General features: G+C 66.8%; 16 protein-coding genes. 9 read left to right on the top strand and 7 right to left on the bottom strand.

Annotated elements, in window-relative coordinates; translation table 11 throughout:
• Positions 1-22: 22 nt before the first annotated feature.
• Genes ACT9TC_RS03155 through ACT9TC_RS03140 form a run of 4 tightly spaced genes read right to left on the bottom strand, consistent with a single transcriptional unit; the run spans position 23 to position 6,553 of the window.
• Positions 23-1,174: a Wadjet anti-phage system protein JetD domain-containing protein gene (locus tag ACT9TC_RS03155; protein ID WP_458041991.1), complete on the bottom strand. Its 1,152-nt coding sequence runs from the start codon at positions 1,172-1,174 to the stop codon at positions 23-25.
• Positions 1,171-4,542, bottom strand: a complete 3,372-nt coding sequence (locus ACT9TC_RS03150) for an ATP-binding protein (RefSeq protein WP_458041990.1) — start codon at positions 4,540-4,542, stop codon at positions 1,171-1,173. Before ACT9TC_RS03150 ends, ACT9TC_RS03155 begins: the two co-directional genes overlap by 4 nt.
• Positions 4,539-5,132: a DUF4194 domain-containing protein gene (locus ACT9TC_RS03145; protein WP_458041989.1), complete on the bottom strand. Its 594-nt coding sequence runs from the start codon at positions 5,130-5,132 to the stop codon at positions 4,539-4,541. Before ACT9TC_RS03145 ends, ACT9TC_RS03150 begins: the two co-directional genes overlap by 4 nt.
• Complete coding sequence (locus ACT9TC_RS03140) at positions 5,129-6,553, bottom strand: DUF3375 domain-containing protein (protein ID WP_458041988.1); 1,425 nt, start codon at positions 6,551-6,553, stop codon at positions 5,129-5,131. Before ACT9TC_RS03140 ends, ACT9TC_RS03145 begins: the two co-directional genes overlap by 4 nt.
• Positions 6,554-6,778: 225 nt before the next feature.
• Here ACT9TC_RS03140 and ACT9TC_RS03135 point away from each other — a divergent pair, with 225 nt between their 5' ends.
• Complete coding sequence (locus ACT9TC_RS03135; protein ID WP_458041987.1) at positions 6,779-7,309, top strand: hypothetical protein; 531 nt, start codon at positions 6,779-6,781, stop codon at positions 7,307-7,309.
• 52 nt (positions 7,310-7,361) lie between these two features.
• On the opposite strand, the gene ACT9TC_RS03130 is transcribed toward ACT9TC_RS03135, so the two are convergent.
• Positions 7,362-8,480 (bottom strand): DNA alkylation repair protein, encoded by a 1,119-nt coding sequence (locus ACT9TC_RS03130; RefSeq protein ID WP_458041986.1) that lies wholly within the window; start codon positions 8,478-8,480, stop codon positions 7,362-7,364.
• 624 nt (positions 8,481-9,104) lie between these two features.
• Here ACT9TC_RS03130 and ACT9TC_RS03125 point away from each other — a divergent pair.
• Both ACT9TC_RS03125 and ACT9TC_RS03120 read left to right on the top strand, forming a co-directional pair.
• Positions 9,105-9,443: a Rieske (2Fe-2S) protein gene (locus tag ACT9TC_RS03125; RefSeq protein WP_458041985.1), complete on the top strand. Its 339-nt coding sequence runs from the start codon at positions 9,105-9,107 to the stop codon at positions 9,441-9,443.
• Positions 9,440-10,558: an NAD(P)/FAD-dependent oxidoreductase gene (locus ACT9TC_RS03120; protein ID WP_458041984.1), complete on the top strand. Its 1,119-nt coding sequence runs from the start codon at positions 9,440-9,442 to the stop codon at positions 10,556-10,558. The genes ACT9TC_RS03125 and ACT9TC_RS03120 overlap by 4 nt, the downstream gene beginning before the upstream one ends.
• Before the next feature lie 40 nt (positions 10,559-10,598).
• Here the strand turns inward: ACT9TC_RS03120 and ACT9TC_RS03115 are convergent, their stop codons facing one another.
• The gene (locus tag ACT9TC_RS03115; protein WP_458041983.1) at positions 10,599-11,459 is read right to left on the bottom strand and encodes an oxygenase MpaB family protein; all 861 of its coding nucleotides are present in this window, start codon (positions 11,457-11,459) and stop codon (positions 10,599-10,601) included.
• 190 nt (positions 11,460-11,649) lie between these two features.
• On the opposite strand from ACT9TC_RS03115, the gene ACT9TC_RS03110 reads away from it, so the two are divergent.
• The gene (locus ACT9TC_RS03110; protein WP_458041982.1) at positions 11,650-12,972 is read left to right on the top strand and encodes a wax ester/triacylglycerol synthase domain-containing protein; all 1,323 of its coding nucleotides are present in this window, start codon (positions 11,650-11,652) and stop codon (positions 12,970-12,972) included.
• A gap of 129 nt (positions 12,973-13,101) precedes the next feature.
• Positions 13,102-14,094 carry an aldo/keto reductase gene (locus ACT9TC_RS03105; RefSeq protein WP_458041981.1) on the top strand — a complete coding sequence of 331 codons (993 nt, stop codon included), beginning with the start codon at positions 13,102-13,104 and terminating at the stop codon, positions 14,092-14,094.
• Positions 14,095-14,175: 81 nt separating this feature from the next.
• Here ACT9TC_RS03105 and ACT9TC_RS03100 read toward each other — a convergent pair whose 3' ends face one another.
• Positions 14,176-14,481 (bottom strand): DUF1905 domain-containing protein, encoded by a 306-nt coding sequence (locus ACT9TC_RS03100; protein ID WP_458041980.1) that lies wholly within the window; start codon positions 14,479-14,481, stop codon positions 14,176-14,178.
• 113 nt (positions 14,482-14,594) lie between these two features.
• Here ACT9TC_RS03100 and ACT9TC_RS03095 point away from each other — a divergent pair, with 113 nt between their 5' ends.
• Genes ACT9TC_RS03095 through ACT9TC_RS03080 form a run of 4 tightly spaced genes read left to right on the top strand, consistent with a single transcriptional unit; the run spans position 14,595 to position 20,096 of the window.
• Complete coding sequence (locus tag ACT9TC_RS03095; RefSeq protein ID WP_458041979.1) at positions 14,595-15,839, top strand: AMP-binding protein; 1,245 nt, start codon at positions 14,595-14,597, stop codon at positions 15,837-15,839.
• The gene (locus ACT9TC_RS03090) at positions 15,752-16,297 is read left to right on the top strand and encodes an AMP-binding enzyme (protein WP_458041978.1); all 546 of its coding nucleotides are present in this window, start codon (positions 15,752-15,754) and stop codon (positions 16,295-16,297) included. Before ACT9TC_RS03095 ends, ACT9TC_RS03090 begins: the two co-directional genes overlap by 88 nt.
• A gap of 2 nt (positions 16,298-16,299) precedes the next feature.
• On the top strand, positions 16,300-18,033 hold the full coding sequence (locus ACT9TC_RS03085) for an ABC transporter ATP-binding protein (RefSeq protein ID WP_458041977.1): 1,734 nt from the start codon (positions 16,300-16,302) through the stop codon (positions 18,031-18,033).
• Positions 18,030-20,096, top strand: a complete 2,067-nt coding sequence (locus ACT9TC_RS03080) for an ABC transporter ATP-binding protein (RefSeq protein WP_458041976.1) — start codon at positions 18,030-18,032, stop codon at positions 20,094-20,096. Before ACT9TC_RS03085 ends, ACT9TC_RS03080 begins: the two co-directional genes overlap by 4 nt.
• Positions 20,097-20,116: the final 20 nt, after the last annotated feature.

Below are 20,116 nucleotides of genomic sequence, written 5' to 3'. Positions count from 1 at the left end.
ACATTTCTGAACTATGCCGGACCTATTGCAGGCGTCCGAGAGCCCACTCCCAGTCGATGCGCTCCTGCTCGAGGCGCACCGCGGAGTCGTATCGATCGGTCACGAGGTCGGTGTAGAGCCTGCCCTCCGTTTCATCCAGGAGCGACAGCCGCGCATCGGTTGGCGCAGGTTCGCGACCCCAGGACGCCTCATGTGCGAGCAGCGTCTCGCGGTCCATCAGCACCGACCGAACCTGCGGCAGATGGGCGCGAACGCGGTTGAGGATCGCGAACCCGTGGGTGTCGATGTCGCCCCAGTACGTCACCGTGGTGTCGCTGAGCCATTGGAGCGACGCCGGCTGATCGGCGTCGTAGCCCTTCCCCCAGAGGACGACGCCACCTTGCGGAACCGGAACGCTCAGGTAGGTGATCTCGTTCTCGACGATCAGCGCGCGCCGTGCTCGCACCTCGAGTGATTGCAGCTCGTTTGTTCGTAGCACAGCCTCGTTCAGTCCGCTCGGTGCGCCGAGCACCGCGGGATCGAACCGCAGGCGAACCGTAGCCGGCTTGCTCGCGAGACCGAGTTCGCGCGTAAATGCCCCTGCCGCGGTGGACACTCCCAGCATCGTGCCCAAGACGCCGCGGTGCTGTTCGATGAACTTCGTGTCGACGCCGGGCGCGCTCACCTGGCGCAGATAACGGCCCGAACCCCGATGCTCGTCGAGCCAGGTGTAGGCGCCGAGTACCGACGGCCACTGGGAAGCGAGCGACACGGCGGCGATCGGTGAACCGAGCGCCCACTCGCGTGCGCGGGAGACGTGTTCGGATGCGCCAACCAGCCGACGGAAGGCTGCGGCATCCGTCGCGGTGCCAAGAAGCAGCCATGCCTGTTCGAAAGAGTCGACCACGGCACGCACCGGCAACTCCGTGAGCCCCGACAGACGGCCACCGATGCGGCCGCTGAGAAGCGTGTACGCGCGCCCGCCGCGCGATGCCTCCCGCAATGTCGCGGACCACTCCCGTGCCGCATCGAAATGCTCACCGAGGTCTCCGGCGCTCGGCCCCCGGAGCGGAACCTCGATTGCACCGAACGGCTCATCGGTTGCGTACCCGCGCAGCAGCGAGCCATCGTTCCAGCGTCGACGGACGGCCGCGGTGATACTCGCCGGTGTCGACCAGCGTGCGGGGTCACTCACCCGCGGCCTCGTTGCTTGGCCCGGAACTCCTCGATCGTGAGCGTGTGTACACGCGATGCCGCACCGGTCGGATTATCGACGAAGCCGATCGCGCTCACGTACGGCTCGATGACGTGCACCTTTTGCAGTGGTGTCACGATGAGGAGCTGGAGACCGAGCTTCGCGAACAACTCGAGCGCGTAGCGGGTAGACGCATCCGATCCTCGACCGAAGGCTTCGTCGATGACGGCGAACCGGAAGTCGCGCGACTTCTCAACGCCCCACTCCAAGCCGAACTGATAGGCCAGGGACGCCGCCAGAATCGTGTAGGCGAGCTTCTCTTTTTGCCCGCCCGATTTGCCATCGGAGTCGGTGTAGTGCTCGAACTCTTCCCCCGTGCGACGATCATTCTCGCTCGCGGCGAAGGTGTACCAGTTGCGCACATCGGTGACGCGCCGCATCCACGCTCGATCACCGTCGGCGTGACCGACGCGACCCTTGAGACGCTCGATCACCTGTCGGATCTGTTCGAAGCGCTGCTCGACATCGACGCCGGTGCCGTCGGCGTCGAGCACGTCGGCCGTCGCGTCGCGCAGGTCTGCGCGGAACTGGCGCACGTCGTGATTCACGGTCGGCTCGGCGACGAGCACGATGATCCGGCCGGGGTTGTAGTCGATAGCGGCGAGTGCTTCGTTGATGATCTCGACGCGCCCGCGAATCTCGTCGGCCTGACGGCGCAGCCACGCGTTGAACTGCGCGAGCTCACGCACGGCGTTCGTGTTCAGCTGGTGCCGAAACTCTGCCTCGAAGCGGGGCAGGTCATCGCGCGTGACGCGCTCGTGCAAAGCGCGGAACTCGGGGAGCGACCGCACGCTCGCATCGAGCTCGCCCCGATGCTCGGCCCACCGTCGAAGGAACTCACCCATCTGCTGCTGGATGCCGGTGGTGTACCCGTTCATCTCACGCTGCGTGGATTCGATGGCAGAGGTGAGGGCGTCGATCAGCGTGCCACGCAACCGGTCGCAGTCTTCGACCGTGCGCACATCGGCCCGTGTCACGCGGTCGGCGAGGGCGGGGTAGAGCGTGCGCGCCTGATCGATGACTGCCGGTCCCATGGCGACGAGAGCCTCGTCTTCGGCGCGCCTGCGCGTTTGCGCGGCGGCGCCCGCGGCTCGAGCGGCGCCTATGCGTGCAATGATCTCTTCGGCCTCCGCGCCGAGCGCGGCATCCTGCCGGGCGATCTCTTCGAGCCGCGCATCTATCGCGGTCAGCTGCGAGGATCCGCCGACGAGGCGATCGCGCTCGTCCTGCAGCGCGGCGACGTGGGCGGCAGCGGCGTCGACATCGAGCTCCGTCCACGAGTGGTACTGCGCGAGCGCGGCAAGCGCCTCGGCCCGTCCGGCCAAAGCGCCCGCCTCGTCGTCGATCACGGTCAGGTGCTGTTCTACGGAATCGAGCTCGGCGACGTAGCCGTCGAGCTCGATCTGGAGGGCGGCGATCTTCTGCTCACTCCCGCGGCCGAGCACCCACTGGCGCGGGTCGGCGGCGCTGCGCCGGTCGTCCTTTTCGTGCCGATCGCGGTCGCGGACGAGGCCTTCTCGCGTGACGGCCCGATCTTCTCTCCGGAGTTGGTCGACGGATGCTGCGAGCACATGGTCGGCGCGAACGGCGAGTTCGGCGGCCAGGTAGTCGGCGAAGGGCCCCGGCTCGATCGTGAGGGCATCGACGAGTCGGCTGCCCGCGTGCACGGTGGGTACGGCGCGCACCCGCCGTTCGGGAACTCGCCGATACACCAGCTTTGCGTTGAGTCGGTTGTCGTTGACCCACGCCGACACGCGCGCGTAGTGTTCCTGCGGCACGAGCAGGGTCAGCGCGAAGCCGCGCAGCGCACGTTCGGCGGCTCCGCGCCACTCGGCGAAATCGTCAGACACCTCGAGCAGTTCGCCGGCAAAGGGAATGTCGTCTTCGCCGAGGCCGAGTGCATCGCCGAGGGCGGCCCTCACCCGGTCGAGATCGGCGGGAAGGCTGTTGCGTCGAGCTCGCAGGCTGTCTATCTCGTGCTGCGCAGCATCGCGCGCGCGTCGTGCGTCGGTGCGGCGTTCGAACAGCGGGTCTCGGCGCTTCGTGACGTTGGCTCGTTGCTCATCGAGCCGGGTACGTCGAAGGCCGACCTCTTCTGCACGCGCGAGAAAGTCATCCCCGTTCTCGGCGGCGTCGAGCCCGGCCGAGATGAGCAGGGCGTCATACCGTCGACGGCGCTCGGCGCGACCGACGTGATCCTCCTCGGCGCGGGGGATCTCGGCATCCAACTCTTTCAGCCGGTCGCCGCCGACCCCAGCCCGCTCGAGCTTCAGACGATCACTGGTCGGTACCAGAGCCTGACGTTGCTGCGCCAGGTCGGACTTGCGTGCATCGAGCGTCGCGAGCTCTGCGGTGCGCGCGGCGATCTCGCCATCGAGCAGTTCGCGCACGCGCTCGGCGATATACGGAGCGACGGCGCTGCGCTGATCCATCAGGCCCGCGTGGCGCGCTGTCGCATCGTCGAACCGATCGGCCGCGGCGACGAGCGGCGTCAGCACGGAAAGCTGGTCGGTTGCGGTGCGGACAGCGTCGTGCGACTTCACGAGATTCTCGAAGTGGTCGACGATCGCCTTCACCCGCGACTGGGCATCGACGGGCTCGAGCATGTGGTCGCGCACGAAGTCGTTGAGGTTGCCGACCGACTTCATCGAAACCGTCTGGTGGAACAGCTCCATCGCCTGCTCCGACCGGATGCCGAGCAGCCGCCGCACCCGACGGTGGTAGTCGGGAAAGGTGGTGTCGACATCGGCGCCGCGTGTGCGGAGCCGTGCGCGCAGTGCTTTCAGGTCCGAACCGAAGTCCGTGAAGTCGGGGTCGATGGAGAGCGCTTCGGACGCCGTGACGAAGAAGCGGTCGGGCTGACCCACCCGATCCTTCTGATGGAAGACCTGTGCGATCGAGACGCTCTCGCCGTACCCTTCGTTGGTGAAAACGCCCAGGATGACCGAATACGACGTCTGATCACGCAGGCCCACCGGTCGAGACGCGCCCGATGCCTCGTTGCGTTCGGACTTGTAGTGGCCCTCGACATAGCTGCGGAGGGAGCGCTCCTTAACATCCGCGCCGGCGGCTTTGTTGTATGCGATGCGGTTGGCTGGCAGGAGGAGGGTCGTGATGGCGTCGACGAGCGTGGATTTTCCGCTGCCGATGTCGCCGGTGAGGAGCGACGTCTGCCCGTTCGGATGCGTCGACCATACGTGCTTGTCGAATGTGCCCCAGTTGAACACCTCGATCCGCTGGAGTCGGTAGCCGGTGCGTTGGTGGGCCGACGACGGCGTCTCGAGGGCGGAGAACAGAGCGTCGGTCATTGCGGCGATCCTTTTGTGGCCCCCGCGTAGGCGTCCAGGCGGGCGGCGAAATCCGACAACGTCTGCGCGTCGACATAGGCCTTGAGGATGCGCCGGACCTCCCAGGCGCCGGGTTGGCCACGCAACTCCCGGAGGAACCCGAGCTCGGCCGCCTGCGCAATCGTGCGATCTGCTTGATCGGCCGTCCTGGCTTCGTTGCTCGACGTCGCCTGAAAAACACGCAGCATCTCGACCAGCTGCTCGCGCGTCAGGACGAGCTTGCCTTCTTCGCCCGATGACTCGAACTCGACCATGCGCTTGCGAAGGAGTACGAGCAGCAGGCTCACGTTGTAGGTGAGGCTGCGTCGACGCACGAGTCGCGGGAGCGGCTGCTCGCCGTCTTCCGGTTCGCGGGTGACCAGGTAGGCGTAGCCTTCGGCATCGTCGACCACGATGTCGATCCCGATCGCGGCGAAATGGTCGGCGACCGCGCCACGGTGTCGCTGCAGCGTCTGCCACGCCTCCTCGTGGGAGGGCACCTCGCGGTAGAGGACTTCCCGCATGAGAAGGATGATTGTCGTGGCGACGGCCTGTTCGTCGACAGTTCTCACGTGCGTCTCACCTGGACCTTCCGCATCCGCACCCTCTTTGCATCTTCCTGGGCATCGGCGATATCGATCGTCATCTCGTCGTCGCCCACCTCGATGGTGATGTCATCGTCGTTGAGCGACAGATATCCGAGGATCTCAGCCACCCCCTCCTGCACCGGGTACAACCCGACGATTTCGTCGAGCGGAACGGCTGTGCGTGGCGGCACCACCGCGCGGATGTTCGCTGCCAACCGTGCTGTATCGACGAACCGCTGCGCAAACAGATCGTCGAGCGCGGCCACGTCGATCTCGTCGGGGGAGAGCATGCTGTTGACCACGACATCGGGCTGCGGGTCGTAGAGGGGGCGCTCGAAGGGGAGGGCGATCGGCACACCGGGCTCATCGACGACGAGTCCAGCGTCGTGCGGTGGCGCGTCACGAAGAGCGAGAGCGGATGCTTCGACGGCGCGGACGAGATCGACGACACGGCGATTCTCGACCCAAACCTGATCTTCGAGAAACCGTCGCAGTTGCTCCGAGAGGTTTCGGACAGTCTGCTGGGTGCGCTCCGCCGCATCGGCCCAGTCGTGGTGGACGCTGCGCAGACGGCGATCGGCGGAGAGCTGCGGCATGGCTTGTACCGTCGCGAGCAGATCCGCGAGCTCCTCTTGGCGACCCTCCGAGAGAAGGAAGTCGTAGAAAGCCTGAAAGCTGCGTCCTTGATCTGACGATGAGATGTCGGTCCGCCCGCTCACCAGTTCACCGAGCAGCGCGCCCTTGCCTCCGTCCCAGCCGGCGATCTTCTCGCGTGCGGAGCGATCGAGCGAACGGAAGTTCTCCTCGACCTCGCGAAAGTCGGTGAGCAGCTCCCGCGCGGTCGTGGCGAACTGCTGGTATCTCTCGCGCACCGCCGTTTCGTCGAGGACCGCGAACCTGCCCTCACGTGCTTCGGCGAGTTCTGCGTCGATGGCGTCGCGGCGCCGCTGGAGTTCGGCGATGCGGCTCTCGGGGTCGATGTCTGATCCGTGCACGATGCGGCGAAGAAGCTCGACAACGGTTTCGAGTCGCGACTCCGTTCCGACGAAAGATCGCACCTGCAGCGCCTCTACCCACGCGTACGCCTTCTGAACCGCGGGCGTCACGTCGTAGTGCACCTCTTCGGACCCCGAGGGATAGAAGCGCCGCAGCCATGCCGACTCAGGTGTCGCCCAGTCTTCGAGGTAGGCCGCTGGATCGGCGGGGTATCGTTCGGGTTCGACTCGGTGAATGCCGTACAAGAAGTCGTCGAGTGCTGACACGAGTTGGCCCGCTGGCGCCGCCCCGCGGTTCTCTTCGATGAAGTAGCGACCCAGAAAAGACAGGATGAGCGGCGCGTTGCGCGCACGCAAAAGGCGCCACGCAGGATGCCGCTCCCACAGCCGATCGATCTCGTCGAGTTCCATACCCTTTCCAGGGTAGGGGGTGCGGGCAGAGCGCCGCGTCGCGCGCACCTGTGGGAACCGCTCAGTCGTCGACGCTGTCACGAAGCTTGTTCTCTTCTTCGAGTACCCCGTGTAGACGAGATCGTTCAACGACTCCGCGCCGCACTGTGATGTCTCAAGAGCCCGATAGGGTCTCCGAGGAAAATGAATCGCCCTGCGCCGCAGCAGACTTTGGAGAGCTACACAATGAACAGTGCCTTTAGCGAAGCGAACTTGATCGTCGAGGCCAAGAAGATTCTGGGCCAGGATGCGGATGTGCTCGCGGCAGGGAGGTTCAACCTTGCCAGCCTCGTCGGCGCTGCAATCGTCGGCAGCGCAGGCGGCGTCGTCGCTGCCGACGCACTTGACCCCACCGGGCTCAGCGACGTCAGTGGTGTCAGCGCAGCGATCGGCGCAATTGCCGGTCGGCGCCTGGCCATGACAGCAGCCGCCGAAGAGAAAGGCGCTACGACGACGCTGCTCGTTGCGATCACGCCCGATACGATCCACGTGCTCAACGGTGACACCCACGGACGCCTCGCATCAGAGTTTGCGTCGTTCAATCGCGCCACCGTCGATCACAAGATCAAGAAGGTGGGGTTGATGCGCTACCTGACCATTACCGACACAGACAGCGACGCCTCTATTGAACTCGTCGGTTCCGTCGCATGGATCGCGCAGAACGCGCAGGGCGACAAGGTTGTCTTCGACCTGCTCGCCGTCAATCATCACGACTAGCGGCGAGCGCGGAGAGTGCGGGTCCGTCGTCGCGTCGTCAAGCCGGGTGTCGTCATGCCGGACTATCGGCGGCGGGTAGCAACTCAAAAACTACCGGCGGTGTGGCCACCCCGTTCACCTGCAGCGCGATGGCATGCTCGCCGGGGTAATAGCGGCGCGTCGTGATCGCGCGGAAGGAGTGCCGACGCTCGATCGCGAACTCTTCGCCGGGTGCGACGTGGGCCGTGGTGAGCTTGAAGACTTTTGTGGTGAGGGTGCCGTTGGCGCGGCGGTGGTGCACGACGTAGTCGATCGCGAGACGCGCGCTCTGCGTACCCGAGTTCCGGACAGTAGCAGTGAATCCGACCTCTCCGCCCCACGGTATGTGGGTTTCGGTGAGCAACGGCCCATCGATCTCGACGGTCGCGGGCGCGAAGCCGAGCAAGGTGAGGGCGTGCGGATCGCCGCGCTTGACGAGCGTGCGGAGCGCGTGACGGACGAGGGCTGGCGTGGTGGGCGCTGGGGTGGCTAGCCAGCGTCGGGCGGTGCTGACGACGAGGCCGGGGGAGTCGCGGCTCAGGTCGTTGAGGTGGTTCGCGACCGATCGGCGGACGTACTCGCTGCCATCGCGGTACAGCGCATCCAGAATCCCGATGGTTGCTCCTGGTTGGGCGATGAGCGCCGGCACTCGAATCGCCCACGGCAGATAGGGCCGTGTGCCCTCGCTCGCCAGGCGCCGCACGTGTTCGTCGGGCGAAATGGTCCACCCGCCGATGACGTCGAGGGCACGATCGAGGTCGTGCCGCAGCAGCGTGCGGATGGCGAACTCGCCAGTGAGCCGACCCGTCAGCTCGGCGAGGAGCGCCAGGGCGTCGTCGAACGAGGCCTCCGTTCCCTCATCCACGGCTCGGGTTGCAATCGCACTGGTTACGGGCCAGATCAACCAGCCGGTGAATGCAGGTTCGTTCGCGGCGGCGGAACGGATGACGTGGGCGAGCGTGGCGTAGTCGCCCGGAATGTCGGCCAGCAGAGCATTCCGCAGTACATCGGCCCGTTCGCGCAGAGATAGCCCGTCAAAGGTTTCGCACGCCCGCGGCAAGGCGTGCAGGGCACGCTCGGGCTGGGTGTTCTGGATGCAGTGGGTCAGCGTGCCCGCGACGCCGACGCCGAGCAGATCGTCTGCGAAGGGCATGACCCCATCATTCCGTGCAGGCACGTGCTTGCACTCGTGTTCGCAGGGGCTCAGGTCGGAGTAGTGACGCTCAGTGCTTCGCGGGCGAGCGGCTCCATGCTTGGGGAGTCCGACAGTGCCCCTGTCTCGATCACGATCGTCAGCACCGCCGTGATCGCGGCCGCGGGAGTGCGCGTGTGGAGGGGGTGTCGTCGGGAAAGCGGTCCAGGATGACGTTGGCGAGATCCTCCTGCGCTTCCCGGCCCGCGGCCAGCCAGGCGGCGCGGAGCGCGGTGTTCTGATGATGAGTCGCAGTTCGCGGCGGTGCGGCTCGATCTCTGCGACGGCGACGAACTCCTGGATCACCGGCTCGAGCAACGGGAGTTCGCCCTTCGATCGGACGGCGGACGCGAGTTCTGCCGGATCGGTCGCCAGCTCCGACGTCAGCATCTCGTCCCTGCTGGAGCAGTACCGGTAGAAAGGTGCGCAACAACACCCCTGCTGTATCCGCGATCTGCTCCACGGTGCTGGCCTCGTAGCCGTGAGTGCGGCACTCGACGTTCCCCGTCGATGCTGAGGACCTCTCGGGCGTTGTCGGTCGCGTAGCTTCGCGTCTGGGGATTTTGCGCCCGCTAGCATGGGCCCATGACGCAGGGCATTGTGGTCGCACACGTCGGCGATATCGAAGATGGCACGGGCTTGGCCATCGCCAAGGATCGGTTGGGCACGATCGATGACGTCGCCGTATTCAACGATGGCGAGCAGTACTTCGCTCTCGACAACACGTGCACGCACGAGAAGACCGGCCTCGCCGATGGGTGGGTCGAGGACGGATGCGTCGAGTGTCCGCTGCACGCGGCGCGCTTTCGCCTGAGCGACGGCGCCGTGCTATCGCCCCCCGCGCCCACGGGTGTCGCGGCGCACGCGGCTCACGTGGACGGCGATGACATCGTGGTCGTCCCGAACCCCGCGCGCCTGGCGTGAGCGACACGGCGCCCGCCGACGTCCTGATCATCGGCGGCGGGATCGCGGGCTACACGTGTGCAACGACGTTGCGCGATCTCGGCTACGTCGGTGCGATCACGATCGTCGAGAGCGATGCGTCGTGCTCAGACCATCCGCCGCTCTCGAAGAGCGTGCTCGTGAACGGTGCCACCCGCGCCGACCTCGACTTCGCACCCCTCGAGCGGCTTGCCGAGTTGAAGATCACGGTGCTTGCGGGAGTCGCGGCGACCGAGATCACACCCGCGGGCGTCGTGCTCTCGGATGGACGAGTGCTGGCGGCGGATGCGCTCGTCGTCGCGGTGGGGGCCGCGGCGCGACGTCCGATGATGCCCGGGGCGGACGATCCGCGCGTCGTGACCCTGCGCGACTTCGACGACGCGATGCGGATCCGCGGGGCGGCAGGCCCGAATCGCACGGTGCTGGTGCTCGGCGGCGGCTTCGTCGGGGCGGAGGTCGCGGCCGCGCTCCGTACCCTCGACACGCCGGTCGTCCTCGTGGACCCGCATGAGATGCCCGGGGCACACGTCCTGGGCGACACTCTGTCGGGCTGGATGCACGCGATGCACGTCACGCACGGAGTAGACCTGCGCACCACGACGGTGTCGTCCATCGACGCATCCGGTGATCTGCTCGAGGTCACGCTGGCGAACGGCGAAACGGTCGCGGCCGACCTCATTGTCGCGGGCCTGGGTGTCGAGCCGCGCGTGCTGCCCGGCAGCGAACTCGTCGAGCCGGCGGGTGGGATTGTGCTCGCCGCCACGGCGCACTGGGATGCGGCGCGCCTCGACGGCATGGATGCTGCCGCCCGGCTGCTCGGACAAGCGCCCGCCCCGCGCGGCGCCGAGTGGTGCTGGAGCGACCGCTACGGCTCGCACATCGAAATCGTCGGCGACCTCGTCGGCGAGGGTGCTGACGTCATCCGGCCGGGTACCGCTGTGTTTCGGGTCGCGGGGGACCGCCTGCTCGGCGCCGCCTCGATCGACGACCCGATGACGATTCGTGCCGCGCGGCGCATCATCGACCGCGGCGTGAGCGTCGAGGCATCCGCGTTGGCGGATCCGACGGTCTCACTCCGCCAGATGTTGAGGGGCTGACGGCGCCGGAGGATTGGCCCGGCGCCGTCGCCCTCACACCTCAGGACTTGGCGCGCACCTTCTGGTACGGGTGTTCGGTCGCGTGAGCGATCCCGGAATCGACCAGATCCTGCAGGGACTTGTTCTTGCGTGCCAGGGCGAGAAAACGCGCCGTCATGCGCTGCGCGCGGGCCAGTCGACGCTCGCTGTGGTTTTCGACACCGTAGATCTGCCGCGCCCAGAGGGGCAGGAGCGAGAGGATCCCGTCGAGCACGATGCCCGAGACCCAGTCTTTGAGCGGGTTGCCCGACCGGGGAGGATGGCGCAAGCCGAGCGCCGACTGGGCGCCTAGGTAGCCCAGCGCCTTGTCGTTCTTGCCCGACTCGATGAACGCGTCCAACTCGGCCTTCGTGCTGGGGTGCGGCCCGGGCACGTGCAGTTTTTCGGCGACGAGCTGCTGCTCTTTCACGAATGCATCCTGCTCCGCGGTCGTCAGCTTCATGCCGAACTTCTGGACGCCCTCGAGCGATCCCCAGACGAACGTATACATCGTCCAGCGCTGCCACTCGGGCCACTTGGCGACCTCGACCTCGCCGGTCTCGGGATTCGTCCAGGTTGAGCGCTCGTGCAGCATGTCGACGTGTGCGGTCGCCGCATCCACGTGCGCCTTGTCGCCGAATGCGCAGGTGAGGATGAAGTCGCCGGTGCGCTGGAAGCGTGCCTGTCCGGCTTCGGGGCTCTCTGAGGTGATCGAAACGCGTTCGAAGTGCTTCAGCATTCCGGTGTCGAGCGATTGAAGCAGGACCGACGACACGGCGCCCAGTGATGCTCCGGAGTCGGCGTACACCTTCCAGGTGGCGCTGCGGGGACCGAAGTACCCGTCGTCTGCGCGCTCCGCGTCTCTCGATGGGCGTGCGTTCATGGGGGTCCTCTTTTTGTCGTGGAGGCGTCGGGTGCCATGGGTGTCGGGTGACGGTCTGGTCGGCGTCTCGGGCGACGACGACAGCGCCAGTCTCCCAGGCGCCTGCCGCCATTTGGGGGAGCGAAACGCGATACAGCCGGGCTTCTCCGGGGTCCGCATCTCACGGTGCCTCGTCGATAGGCTGACGGACGTGACGGATGACGGTGAGCTCCTGTCCGCGGACGACGCCCGCATCCAGGCGCTCGAATCGTCGGTGCTCACGGGGCACACGCTCAAGTTGATGATCCTCGCGCCGGGGAAGCCGCTCGATCTCGAGGCGCTGCGGGCGGCGGTCGGCCGGAGGCTGGGTTCCGAACCGCGCGCAGTCCAGCGTGTGGAGATCGGGGCCGGGGCGCCACGCTGGGTCACGGCGGATGGCTTCGACATCGCGTCCCATGTGCGCCGTCGCGCGGGCGGGGAATGCGCAACACCCGAAGACCTGCGCCGCAGGGTGAGCGAGCTCATGTCGGAGCACCTCGATCGCTCCCGGCCGCTGTGGACGCTCGATCTGATCGGTCCGCTCGCCGACGGCAGCGAGGCGATCGCGGCACGCATGCACCACGCGATGGTCGATGGCATCGCGGGCATGCGGTTTCTCGAGACGATCCTGCTCGATCCGCACGATGCGCCACCGAACCATGCGTCACCGAACCATGCGTCACCGCCCGCTGCGGGACCCACCCCTGCCAGCACATCGATGTCGGGTGCGAACGAGTGGGTCCGGCTGCCCGAAGTCATCACGCGCGAGCTCGGCCAGCCCGGATCGAAGTCGCCCTTCGACCGCCCGATCACGGCGGCTCGGGACGTGGCCTTCGCGGTCGCGCCCCTCGACGGGTTGAGGGCGATCGGGGCGTCGCGGCCGCAGCACGCCACAGTCAACGATGTTCTGCTCGCCGCGGTTTCGGGGGGCCTGGATGCCTGGCTCGGCACCCACGCAGCCCATCTCGACCTGCGAGCACAGGTGCCGGTGAGCCTTCACCATCGCGACGGCGGTGCGTCGGCGGTGGGCAATCACGACTCGTTCATCAACGTCGACCTCGAGCTCGGGACATCCGATCCGCTGCGTCGGCTCGATCGCATCAGCGCGCGCACGCGTGCCGAAAAGCAGGCGGGTGATGCTTCGCTGCTCTACGACCTTTTTCATGCCCTCGGAGCGATCCCGGGCATGGATGCCGTGGTCCATCGGGTCGCTGACAGCCCGCGCGAGTTCAGCCTCGCCATCTCCAACGTGCCGGGACCACGGGTTCCCGTTGCGGTGGCCGGGCGTCGGGTGGACCGACTGTTCTCATCATCCGAGCCCGGCGCGCATCACGCCCTTCGGGTTGCTGCGATCTCGCATGCCGACGAGATCGGGATCGGGTTCTGCACAGACCCCACGGCGGTGCCGCGCGTCGAGGCGCTGGCCGAGGCGGTCGGCCGCGCGTACGGCGAACTGCACCGTGCGGCGCTGGGCGAAACATCCGCCCGTTCTTGATCGGTGCACCCAGGAGAGCGCTTGATCTGAGCGGTCGGAGAGGCGCGGGCCCCGTGCGGATTGACCGAATGGCGAACGGCACAGGCCGAGCAGCTCGGGCTAGCCTGGACAGAATCGAAAGGGATCACCATGCAGCAGCGAATTCTGGGCCGTACCGGCCGCGAGGTTTCGATCGTCGGACTCGGAACGTGGCAGCTCGGCGCCGACTGGGGTGATGTCAGCGAGGATGACGCGCTCGGAGTGCTCGCCGCGGCCGCAGATCAGGGTGTGACCCTGTTCGACACCGCCGACGTGTACGGCGACGGACGCTCCGAGTCGCTGATCGGCCAGTTCCTCCGGGGGCGGAACGACGTTTTCGTCGCCACCAAGATGGGGCGCCGCCAGCCGCAGGAACTCGAGAACTACTCGCCCGAGAACTTCCGGGCCTGGACGGAGCGCTCCCGTCGCAACCTCGGCGTCGAAACGCTCGACCTCGTTCAGCTGCACTGCCCGCCGAGCGTGGTGATCGACGCGGATGCGACCTACGACGCTCTCGACGATCTGGTTTCGGATGGCTCGATCGCGGCCTACGGTGTCTCGGTCGAAACCGTCGAGCAGGCGCTGTCGGCCATCGGCCGCCCGGGAGTGGCGAGCATTCAGATCATCTTCAACCCGTTGCGGCTCAAGCCGCTCGACGAGGTTCTGCCTGCCGCCGAGGCTGCGGGCGTGGGCATTCTCGCCCGTGTGCCGCTCGCATCCGGTCTGCTCTCGGGCAAGTACACGACCGACACGACGTTCGCGCAGAACGACCACCGCTCGTACAACCGCAACGGTGAGGCCTTCGATCGGGGCGAAACGTTCTCGGGCGTCGACTTCGAGGTCGGCATCCAGGCGGCGAACGAGCTCGCGGCGGCGCTGCCTGCGGGGGTTTCGCTTCCTCAGGCCTCTCTCGCGTGGATCATGTCGCGTGCTGGCGTGACCTCTGTCATCCCGGGCGCACGCAACACGCGTCAAGCGGTGTCGAACGCCGATGCTGCCGCGCTGCTCGAGCCGGGCTCCGAGTTCGACGTCGAGGCCTTCGACGTCGTGGTGCGGGATGTCTACGACCGTTTGTTGCGGGCCGACATCCACCCGCTCTGGTGAGCACCGGGACTTAACCCTGCATCCACGGGTGGGCTCGACATCCGTATCGATCTGCCGACGTAGGAAACGTCCGCCTGCGAATCAGAGGTCGACGAGCTCGACGCGGGCGTGCGCGGTACCCCCTTCGCTCAATCCCTCCGCCTCGCGCACGGCGCGTTTGAGGGGGAGCACGTACGACCCGGTCCCGCTCGACGGGAACATCGACGTCGTCCAGGTCGAACCGCCGATCGTGGCTCGGACACGCACCGCGCCGAAACCGCGGCGGAGCGCAGGATCCTGCAACTCGAGAATCATCTCGCTGACCTCCGGCGGCAGATCGACGAAGAACCACGCGGCATCCGCTCGCGCCTCCCACCGATACACGGTGCCCTCGAAGTCGACGATCACGTGCCTCACCGTAGATCAGCTATGCGTTCGCCGCATACCGCCACCGCAATATCTCGCATGAAAGCATGGACTTCAGTGCCTGACGCCCGCAGGCGGAGATGAGGAACATCACCATGCCGAACGTCGATGCCCCCGAGGGTCGCCCCTGGGTCGCTTCCTACGCCGAGGGTGTTCCCGCTGAGATCGCCGATGTCACCGAGACGCTTGTGGACATGCTCGATGCATCCGTCGGGCGTTACGGCGCACAGACGGCGCTGGAGTTCTTCGGCGCTCGCACCAGCTACGCCGAGCTCGGCGAGCAGGTGCAGCGGGTCGCAGGGGGGCTGCATAAGCTCGGGGTGCGCGCGGGTGACCGGGTCGCGCTCGTCATGCCCAATTGCCCGCAGCACGTCGTGGCGTTCTACGCGGTGATGCGTCTCGGGGCGATCGTGGTCGAGCACAACCCGCTCTACACGCCGCGCGAGATCCGCCATCAGTTCGAGGTCACGGCACCGGTCGTCGCGATCGTGTGGGACAAGGTGGCGGATGTCGTGGCCACCCTTCCCGAAGACGCCCGTCCGGGCGCCGTGGTTTCGGTGAGCCTGCCCGATGCCATGCCGCTCGGCAAGCGCATTGCGCTCCGCCTGCCCATCTCGAAGGCCCGCACGGCGCGCGCAGCGATCACCGCGAAGCCGACCACGAAGGGTGTCTTAACGTGGGATCGCCTCGCCGAATCCCGCAAGATCTCGCGTCGCGTGGCGCGACCCGAACTCGCCGACACGGCCCTGTTGCTGTTGACCAGCGGAACGACCGGCACGCCCAAGGCCGCCACTTTGTCGCACCGCAACCTGCGCGCGAACGCGGCGCAAGGCAGGGCGTGGCTGCCCGGGCTGCATGACGGTGAAGAAGTCGTGTACGCCGTGCTGCCGCTTTTCCACGCCTACGGCCTGACGCTCTGCCTGACGTTCGCGATGTCCATCGGGGCGAAGTTGGTGCTGTTTCCGAAGTACGACCTCGACCTGGTGATCGCGGCGAGCCGGAAGTCGCCGCCGACGTTCCTGCCCGCCGTGCCGCCGATCTACGACGCTTTGGCGCGCGCGAGCAACCAGAAGCGGATCGATCTGAGCGGCGTGCGCTTCGCGATTTCGGGGGCGATGAGCCTTCCGGTCTCGACCGTCACACGCTGGGAAGAGGCGACCGGTGGCTTGCTGGTCGAGGGCTACGGGATGACCGAGACTTCACCGGTCGCGCTCGGCAATCCCGCGGGACCGAGCCGCCCGGCACCGTCGGTGTGCCATTCCCGAGCACCGAGATCCGGGTCGTCGACCCCGATGACCCGACGCAAGATCGCCCGGCCGGAGAGTCGGGCGAGCTGCTGATCCGCGGGCCGCAGGTGTTCGGCGGGTACTGGGGTGCCCCGGACGATACGGCGGCCGCTCTGCTGCCCGGGGGCTGGCTGCGCACGGGCGACATCGTGACCATGTCGGAGGACGGCTTCGTCACGATCATCGACCGCCTCAAGGAACTGATCATCACGGGCGGCTTCAATGTCAGCCCGACCGAGGTCGAGCAGGCATTGGCGCAGCATCCAGACATCGAGAGCGCCGCCGTGGTCGGTTTGCGCCGCCCGTCGGGCGGTGAGGAGGTCACGGCCGCAGTCGTCATGAAGCCGGGCGCCGTGTTCGACGCCACCGCGCTGCGCGACTTCTGCCGCCAGCATCTGACCGCGTACAAGATCCCCAAGAAGCTCGTGCAGGTCGACGAGTTGCCGCGCTCGCAGGTCGGCAAGGTTCTGCGGCGGACGGTGCGAGACCAGCTCGTGGCACGCGAAGACTGATCATGCTCTGGAAACTCCTGGTTCGATATCTGAAGCCGGCGTGGCCGCTACTGATCGGCGTGATCGTCTTCCAGCTGGGGCAGTCGATCGCATCCCTGCTGCTGCCCACTCTGAGCGCCGACATCATCGACAACGGCGTCGTGACCGGCGACATCCCGTACATCTGGTCCGTCGGGGCGCTGATGCTCGGCATCACGGTCGTGCAGGTCGTCTGCGCGATCATCGCCGTGTACTTCGGCTCGAAGCTCGCGATGGGCATGGGCCGCGACATTCGAGCTGCCCTGTTCGAGAGGGTCGTGAGCTTCTCGCAGCGCGAGGTCGGGCAGTTCGGCACACCGTCGCTGATCACGCGCAACACGAACGACGTCCAGCAGGTGCAGATGCTCGTGCAGGTCACGGCGACGCTGATGGTGGCGGCGCCCATCCTCGCCATCGGCGGGGTCATCTTGGCGGTGCGCCAGGACGTTGGGCTGTCGTGGTTGATGGCGGTCAGCATCCCGGTTCTGCTGATCGTCGTGAGCCTCATCATCGTGCGGATGGTGCCCTACTTCCAGCTCATGCAGAAGCGGATCGATCGCATCAATCAGGTCATGCGCGAGCAACTGACCGGCATCCGCGTGATCCGTGCGTTCGTGCGTGAGGAGGAGGAGCGCGCCCGCTTCCGGAACGGCAGTGAGGGCGTCGCCGATACAGCACTGCGCGCCGGCAATCTGATGGCGTTGATGTTCCCCGCGATCATGCTCGTGATGAACGTCTCGGGCGTCGCGGTCATCTGGTTCGGTGCCTTCCAGATCCAGGCCGGTGACGCGCAGATCGGCACGCTCTTTGCCTTCTTGCAATACCTCATGCAGATCCTCATGGGCGTGATGATGGCCACCTTCATGTTCGTGATGATCCCGCGCGCGGCGGTGAGCGCCAACCGGATCGGTGAGGTGCTGGCGACGGACTCGTCGGTCGTCACGGCCGCGTCACCGCTGCGGCCGCAGGAGTTCCGCGCAGACATCGACTTCGACGGCGTCGAGTTCTCGTACCCCGGCGCCGACGAACCGGTGCTGAAGAACATCACCTTCCGCGTCGTCGCGGGCACGACGACCGCGATCATCGGCTCGACCGGAGCGGGCAAGTCGACGCTGATCGGGCTCGTGCCGAGGCTCTTCGACGCCACCGCGGGTTCCGTTCGCGTCGCCGGCGTCGATGTGCGCGAGTGGGATCCGGACGAACTGTGGGCGCGGATCGGCCTGATGCCCCAGCGTGCATTTCTGTTCTCGGGCACGGTTGCGTCGAACCTGCGATACGGCAATGCGGATGCTTCGGACGACGATCTCTGGCATGCCCTCGAGATCGCCCAGGGGCGGGAATTCGTCGCCGAGATGCCTCTCGGGCTCGACGAACCCATTGCGCAGGGCGGCACGAACGTCTCGGGTGGGCAGCGCCAGCGTCTCGCGATCGCGCGGGCGCTCGTCAAGCGCCCCGATATCTACATCTTCGACGACTCTTTCTCGGCCCTGGATGTCGCGACGGATGCGACGCTCCGTGCCGCCCTCACGACACATGTGCCGGGCGCGACACGCCTCGTCGTCGCTCAGCGCGTCAGCACGGTGCGGGATGCCGACCAGATCGTCGTGATCGACCACGGCCAGATCGTCGGGCTCGGCACGCACACGGAACTGCTCGAAACGAGCGAGACGTATCGCGAGATCGTCGAATCGCAGGAGAGCGTGGAGGCCTCGGCATGAGCGATCGCAGCGCGCCGCCCGCGACTCCGCCGGCCTCACCGCCCCCGCCCCGCGGCCCGATGGGTGGCCGCGGCCCCATGGGCGGAATGGGCATGCCGGTCGCTAAGCCCCAGAACTTCGGAGCCTCGGCGAAGCGCCTCCTCGGCTCGCTCCGCCAGGACAGGTCTTTGCTCATCTTCGTCATCGTGCTCGGCGTCTTGAGCGTCGGATTGAGCGTGACGGGTCCGAAGCTGCTCGGTGAGGCGACGGACATCGTCTTCGAAGGTTTCACGTCGCTGCAGTTCCCCTCGGGCACGACGCAGCAGCAGGTGATCGATCAACTCGTCGCGGCGGGGCGGGCCGAGCAGGCCGACATGCTGCGATCGATGACCTTCGTGCCGGGCGCGGGCGTCGACTTCGTCCAGCTGAGCCAGGTGCTCCTGCTCGTGCTCGCGGTCTACGTCTTCGCGAGCGTCTTCGCGTTGTTCCAGGCGCGCATCCTGAACGGCGTCGTGCAGCGCGCCATGCACCACCTGCGCATGCAGGTCGAGGACAAGATCCACCGCCTCCCGCTCAGCTATTTCGACCGGGTGCAGCGGGGTGACCTGCTCAGCCGCGTCACGAACGACGTCGACAACATCGGTCAGTCCCTGCAGCAGACGCTGTCGCAGGTCATCACGTCACTGCTCACCGTCATCGGCGTCCTGCTGATGATGTTCCTCATCTCGCCGACCCTGGCCCTGATCGCGCTCGTCACGATTCCGCTGACGATCATCATCACGGTGCTCGTCGCGCGGCGCTCGCAGAAGCTGTTCGTCGAGCAGTGGAAGCAGACAGGCATCCTGAACGCGCGCGTGGAAGAAACGTACTCGGGTCACGCCCTCGTGAAGGTCTACGGGCACCAGCGCGAGGTCGAGGCGGCCTTCGGGGACGAGAACGCCCGCGTCTACCGCGCGAGCTTCGGGGCCCAGTTCATCTCGGGCATCATCATGCCGGCGATGACCTTCGTCGGAAACCTCGTGTACGTCGCGATCGCCGTGGTCGGTGGGCTGCAGGTCGCCGCGGGCATCATCTCGATCGGCGACGTGCAGGCATTCATTCAGTACTCGCGTCAGTTCAGTCAGCCGCTCAGCCAGCTGGGCTCCATGGCCAACCTGCTCCAGTCTGGCGTCGCTAGCGCCGAGCGCGTGTTCGAGCTCCTCGACGAGGACGAAGAAGAGCCCGACCCCGAGGTGGCCGAGTCGGTGCCGGAAGACGCCGGGCTGCTGGAGTTTCGGGATGTCTCGTTCCGCTACGTTGCCGACACCCCGCTCATCGAGGGCTTGAACCTGACGGCTCGGCCCGGCAGCACGGTCGCGATCGTCGGGCCCACCGGCGCCGGCAAGACGACGCTCGTCAACCTGATCATGCGCTTCTACGACGTGGACTCCGGTGCGATCGCCCTGGGCACTTCGCCCGAGGATGCTGTCGACACCCGACGGATGTCGCGCGACGACCTGCGATCTCGGACGGGCATGGTGCTGCAGGACACGTGGCTGTTCGCCGGGACGATCCGCGACAACATCCTGTACGGCCGGCCCGAGGCGACCGAAGAAGAGATGGTGGCCGCAGCATCCGCCGCCTATGTCGACCGCTTCGTGCATGCGCTTCCCGACGGGTACGACACGCTGCTCGACGACGAGGCCACCAACCTCAGCGTGGGGGAGCGGCAACTCGTCACGATCGCGCGCGCGTTCCTCGCCGACCCGCGCCTGCTGATCCTCGATGAAGCAACATCGTCGGTCGACACGCGCACCGAGGTGCTGATCCAGCGGGCGATGTCGAGGCTGCGCGAGAATCGCACGGCTTTCGTGATCGCGCACCGGCTGTCGACGATTCGGGATGCCGATGTCATCGTCGTGATGGAGCACGGCTCGATCGTAGAACAGGGCAATCACGCGCAGTTGCTCGCCGCGAAGGGCGCCTACTGGCGCCTCTACAACGCCCAGTTCGCCGCGCCGATGAGCGAAGAGACCGTCCAGAACCCCGTTACGGGTGCTGTCGAGATCATCGCCGAGGACGTGATTCCGGATTCGGAGAACTGACGCGTTCGGTCAAGCCGTCG

It is taken from the genome of Microbacterium sp. HM-570 (assembly GCF_054165885.1).
Note: the sequence above shows the minus strand (reverse complement) of the source record. Positions and strands in the feature narration are given on the sequence as shown.

What these genes read in the sequence shown, in the direction of transcription:
- ACT9TC_RS03130 (WP_458041986.1), bottom strand. Translation starts at nt 8,480, where the DNA reads ATGCCCTTCGCAGACGATCTGCTCGGCGTCGGCGTCGCGGGCACGCTG.
- ACT9TC_RS03135 (WP_458041987.1), top strand. Translation starts at nt 6,779, where the DNA reads ATGAACAGTGCCTTTAGCGAAGCGAACTTGATCGTCGAGGCCAAGAAG.
- ACT9TC_RS03080 (WP_458041976.1), top strand. Translation starts at nt 18,030, where the DNA reads ATGAGCGATCGCAGCGCGCCGCCCGCGACTCCGCCGGCCTCACCGCCC.
- ACT9TC_RS03125 (WP_458041985.1), top strand. Translation starts at nt 9,105, where the DNA reads ATGACGCAGGGCATTGTGGTCGCACACGTCGGCGATATCGAAGATGGC.
- ACT9TC_RS03140 (WP_458041988.1), bottom strand. Translation starts at nt 6,553, where the DNA reads ATGGAACTCGACGAGATCGATCGGCTGTGGGAGCGGCATCCTGCGTGG.
- ACT9TC_RS03095 (WP_458041979.1), top strand. Translation starts at nt 14,595, where the DNA reads ATGCCGAACGTCGATGCCCCCGAGGGTCGCCCCTGGGTCGCTTCCTAC.
- ACT9TC_RS03115 (WP_458041983.1), bottom strand. Translation starts at nt 11,459, where the DNA reads ATGAACGCACGCCCATCGAGAGACGCGGAGCGCGCAGACGACGGGTAC.
- ACT9TC_RS03150 (WP_458041990.1), bottom strand. Translation starts at nt 4,542, where the DNA reads ATGACCGACGCTCTGTTCTCCGCCCTCGAGACGCCGTCGTCGGCCCAC.
- ACT9TC_RS03085 (WP_458041977.1), top strand. Translation starts at nt 16,300, where the DNA reads ATGCTCTGGAAACTCCTGGTTCGATATCTGAAGCCGGCGTGGCCGCTA.
- ACT9TC_RS03105 (WP_458041981.1), top strand. Translation starts at nt 13,102, where the DNA reads ATGCAGCAGCGAATTCTGGGCCGTACCGGCCGCGAGGTTTCGATCGTC.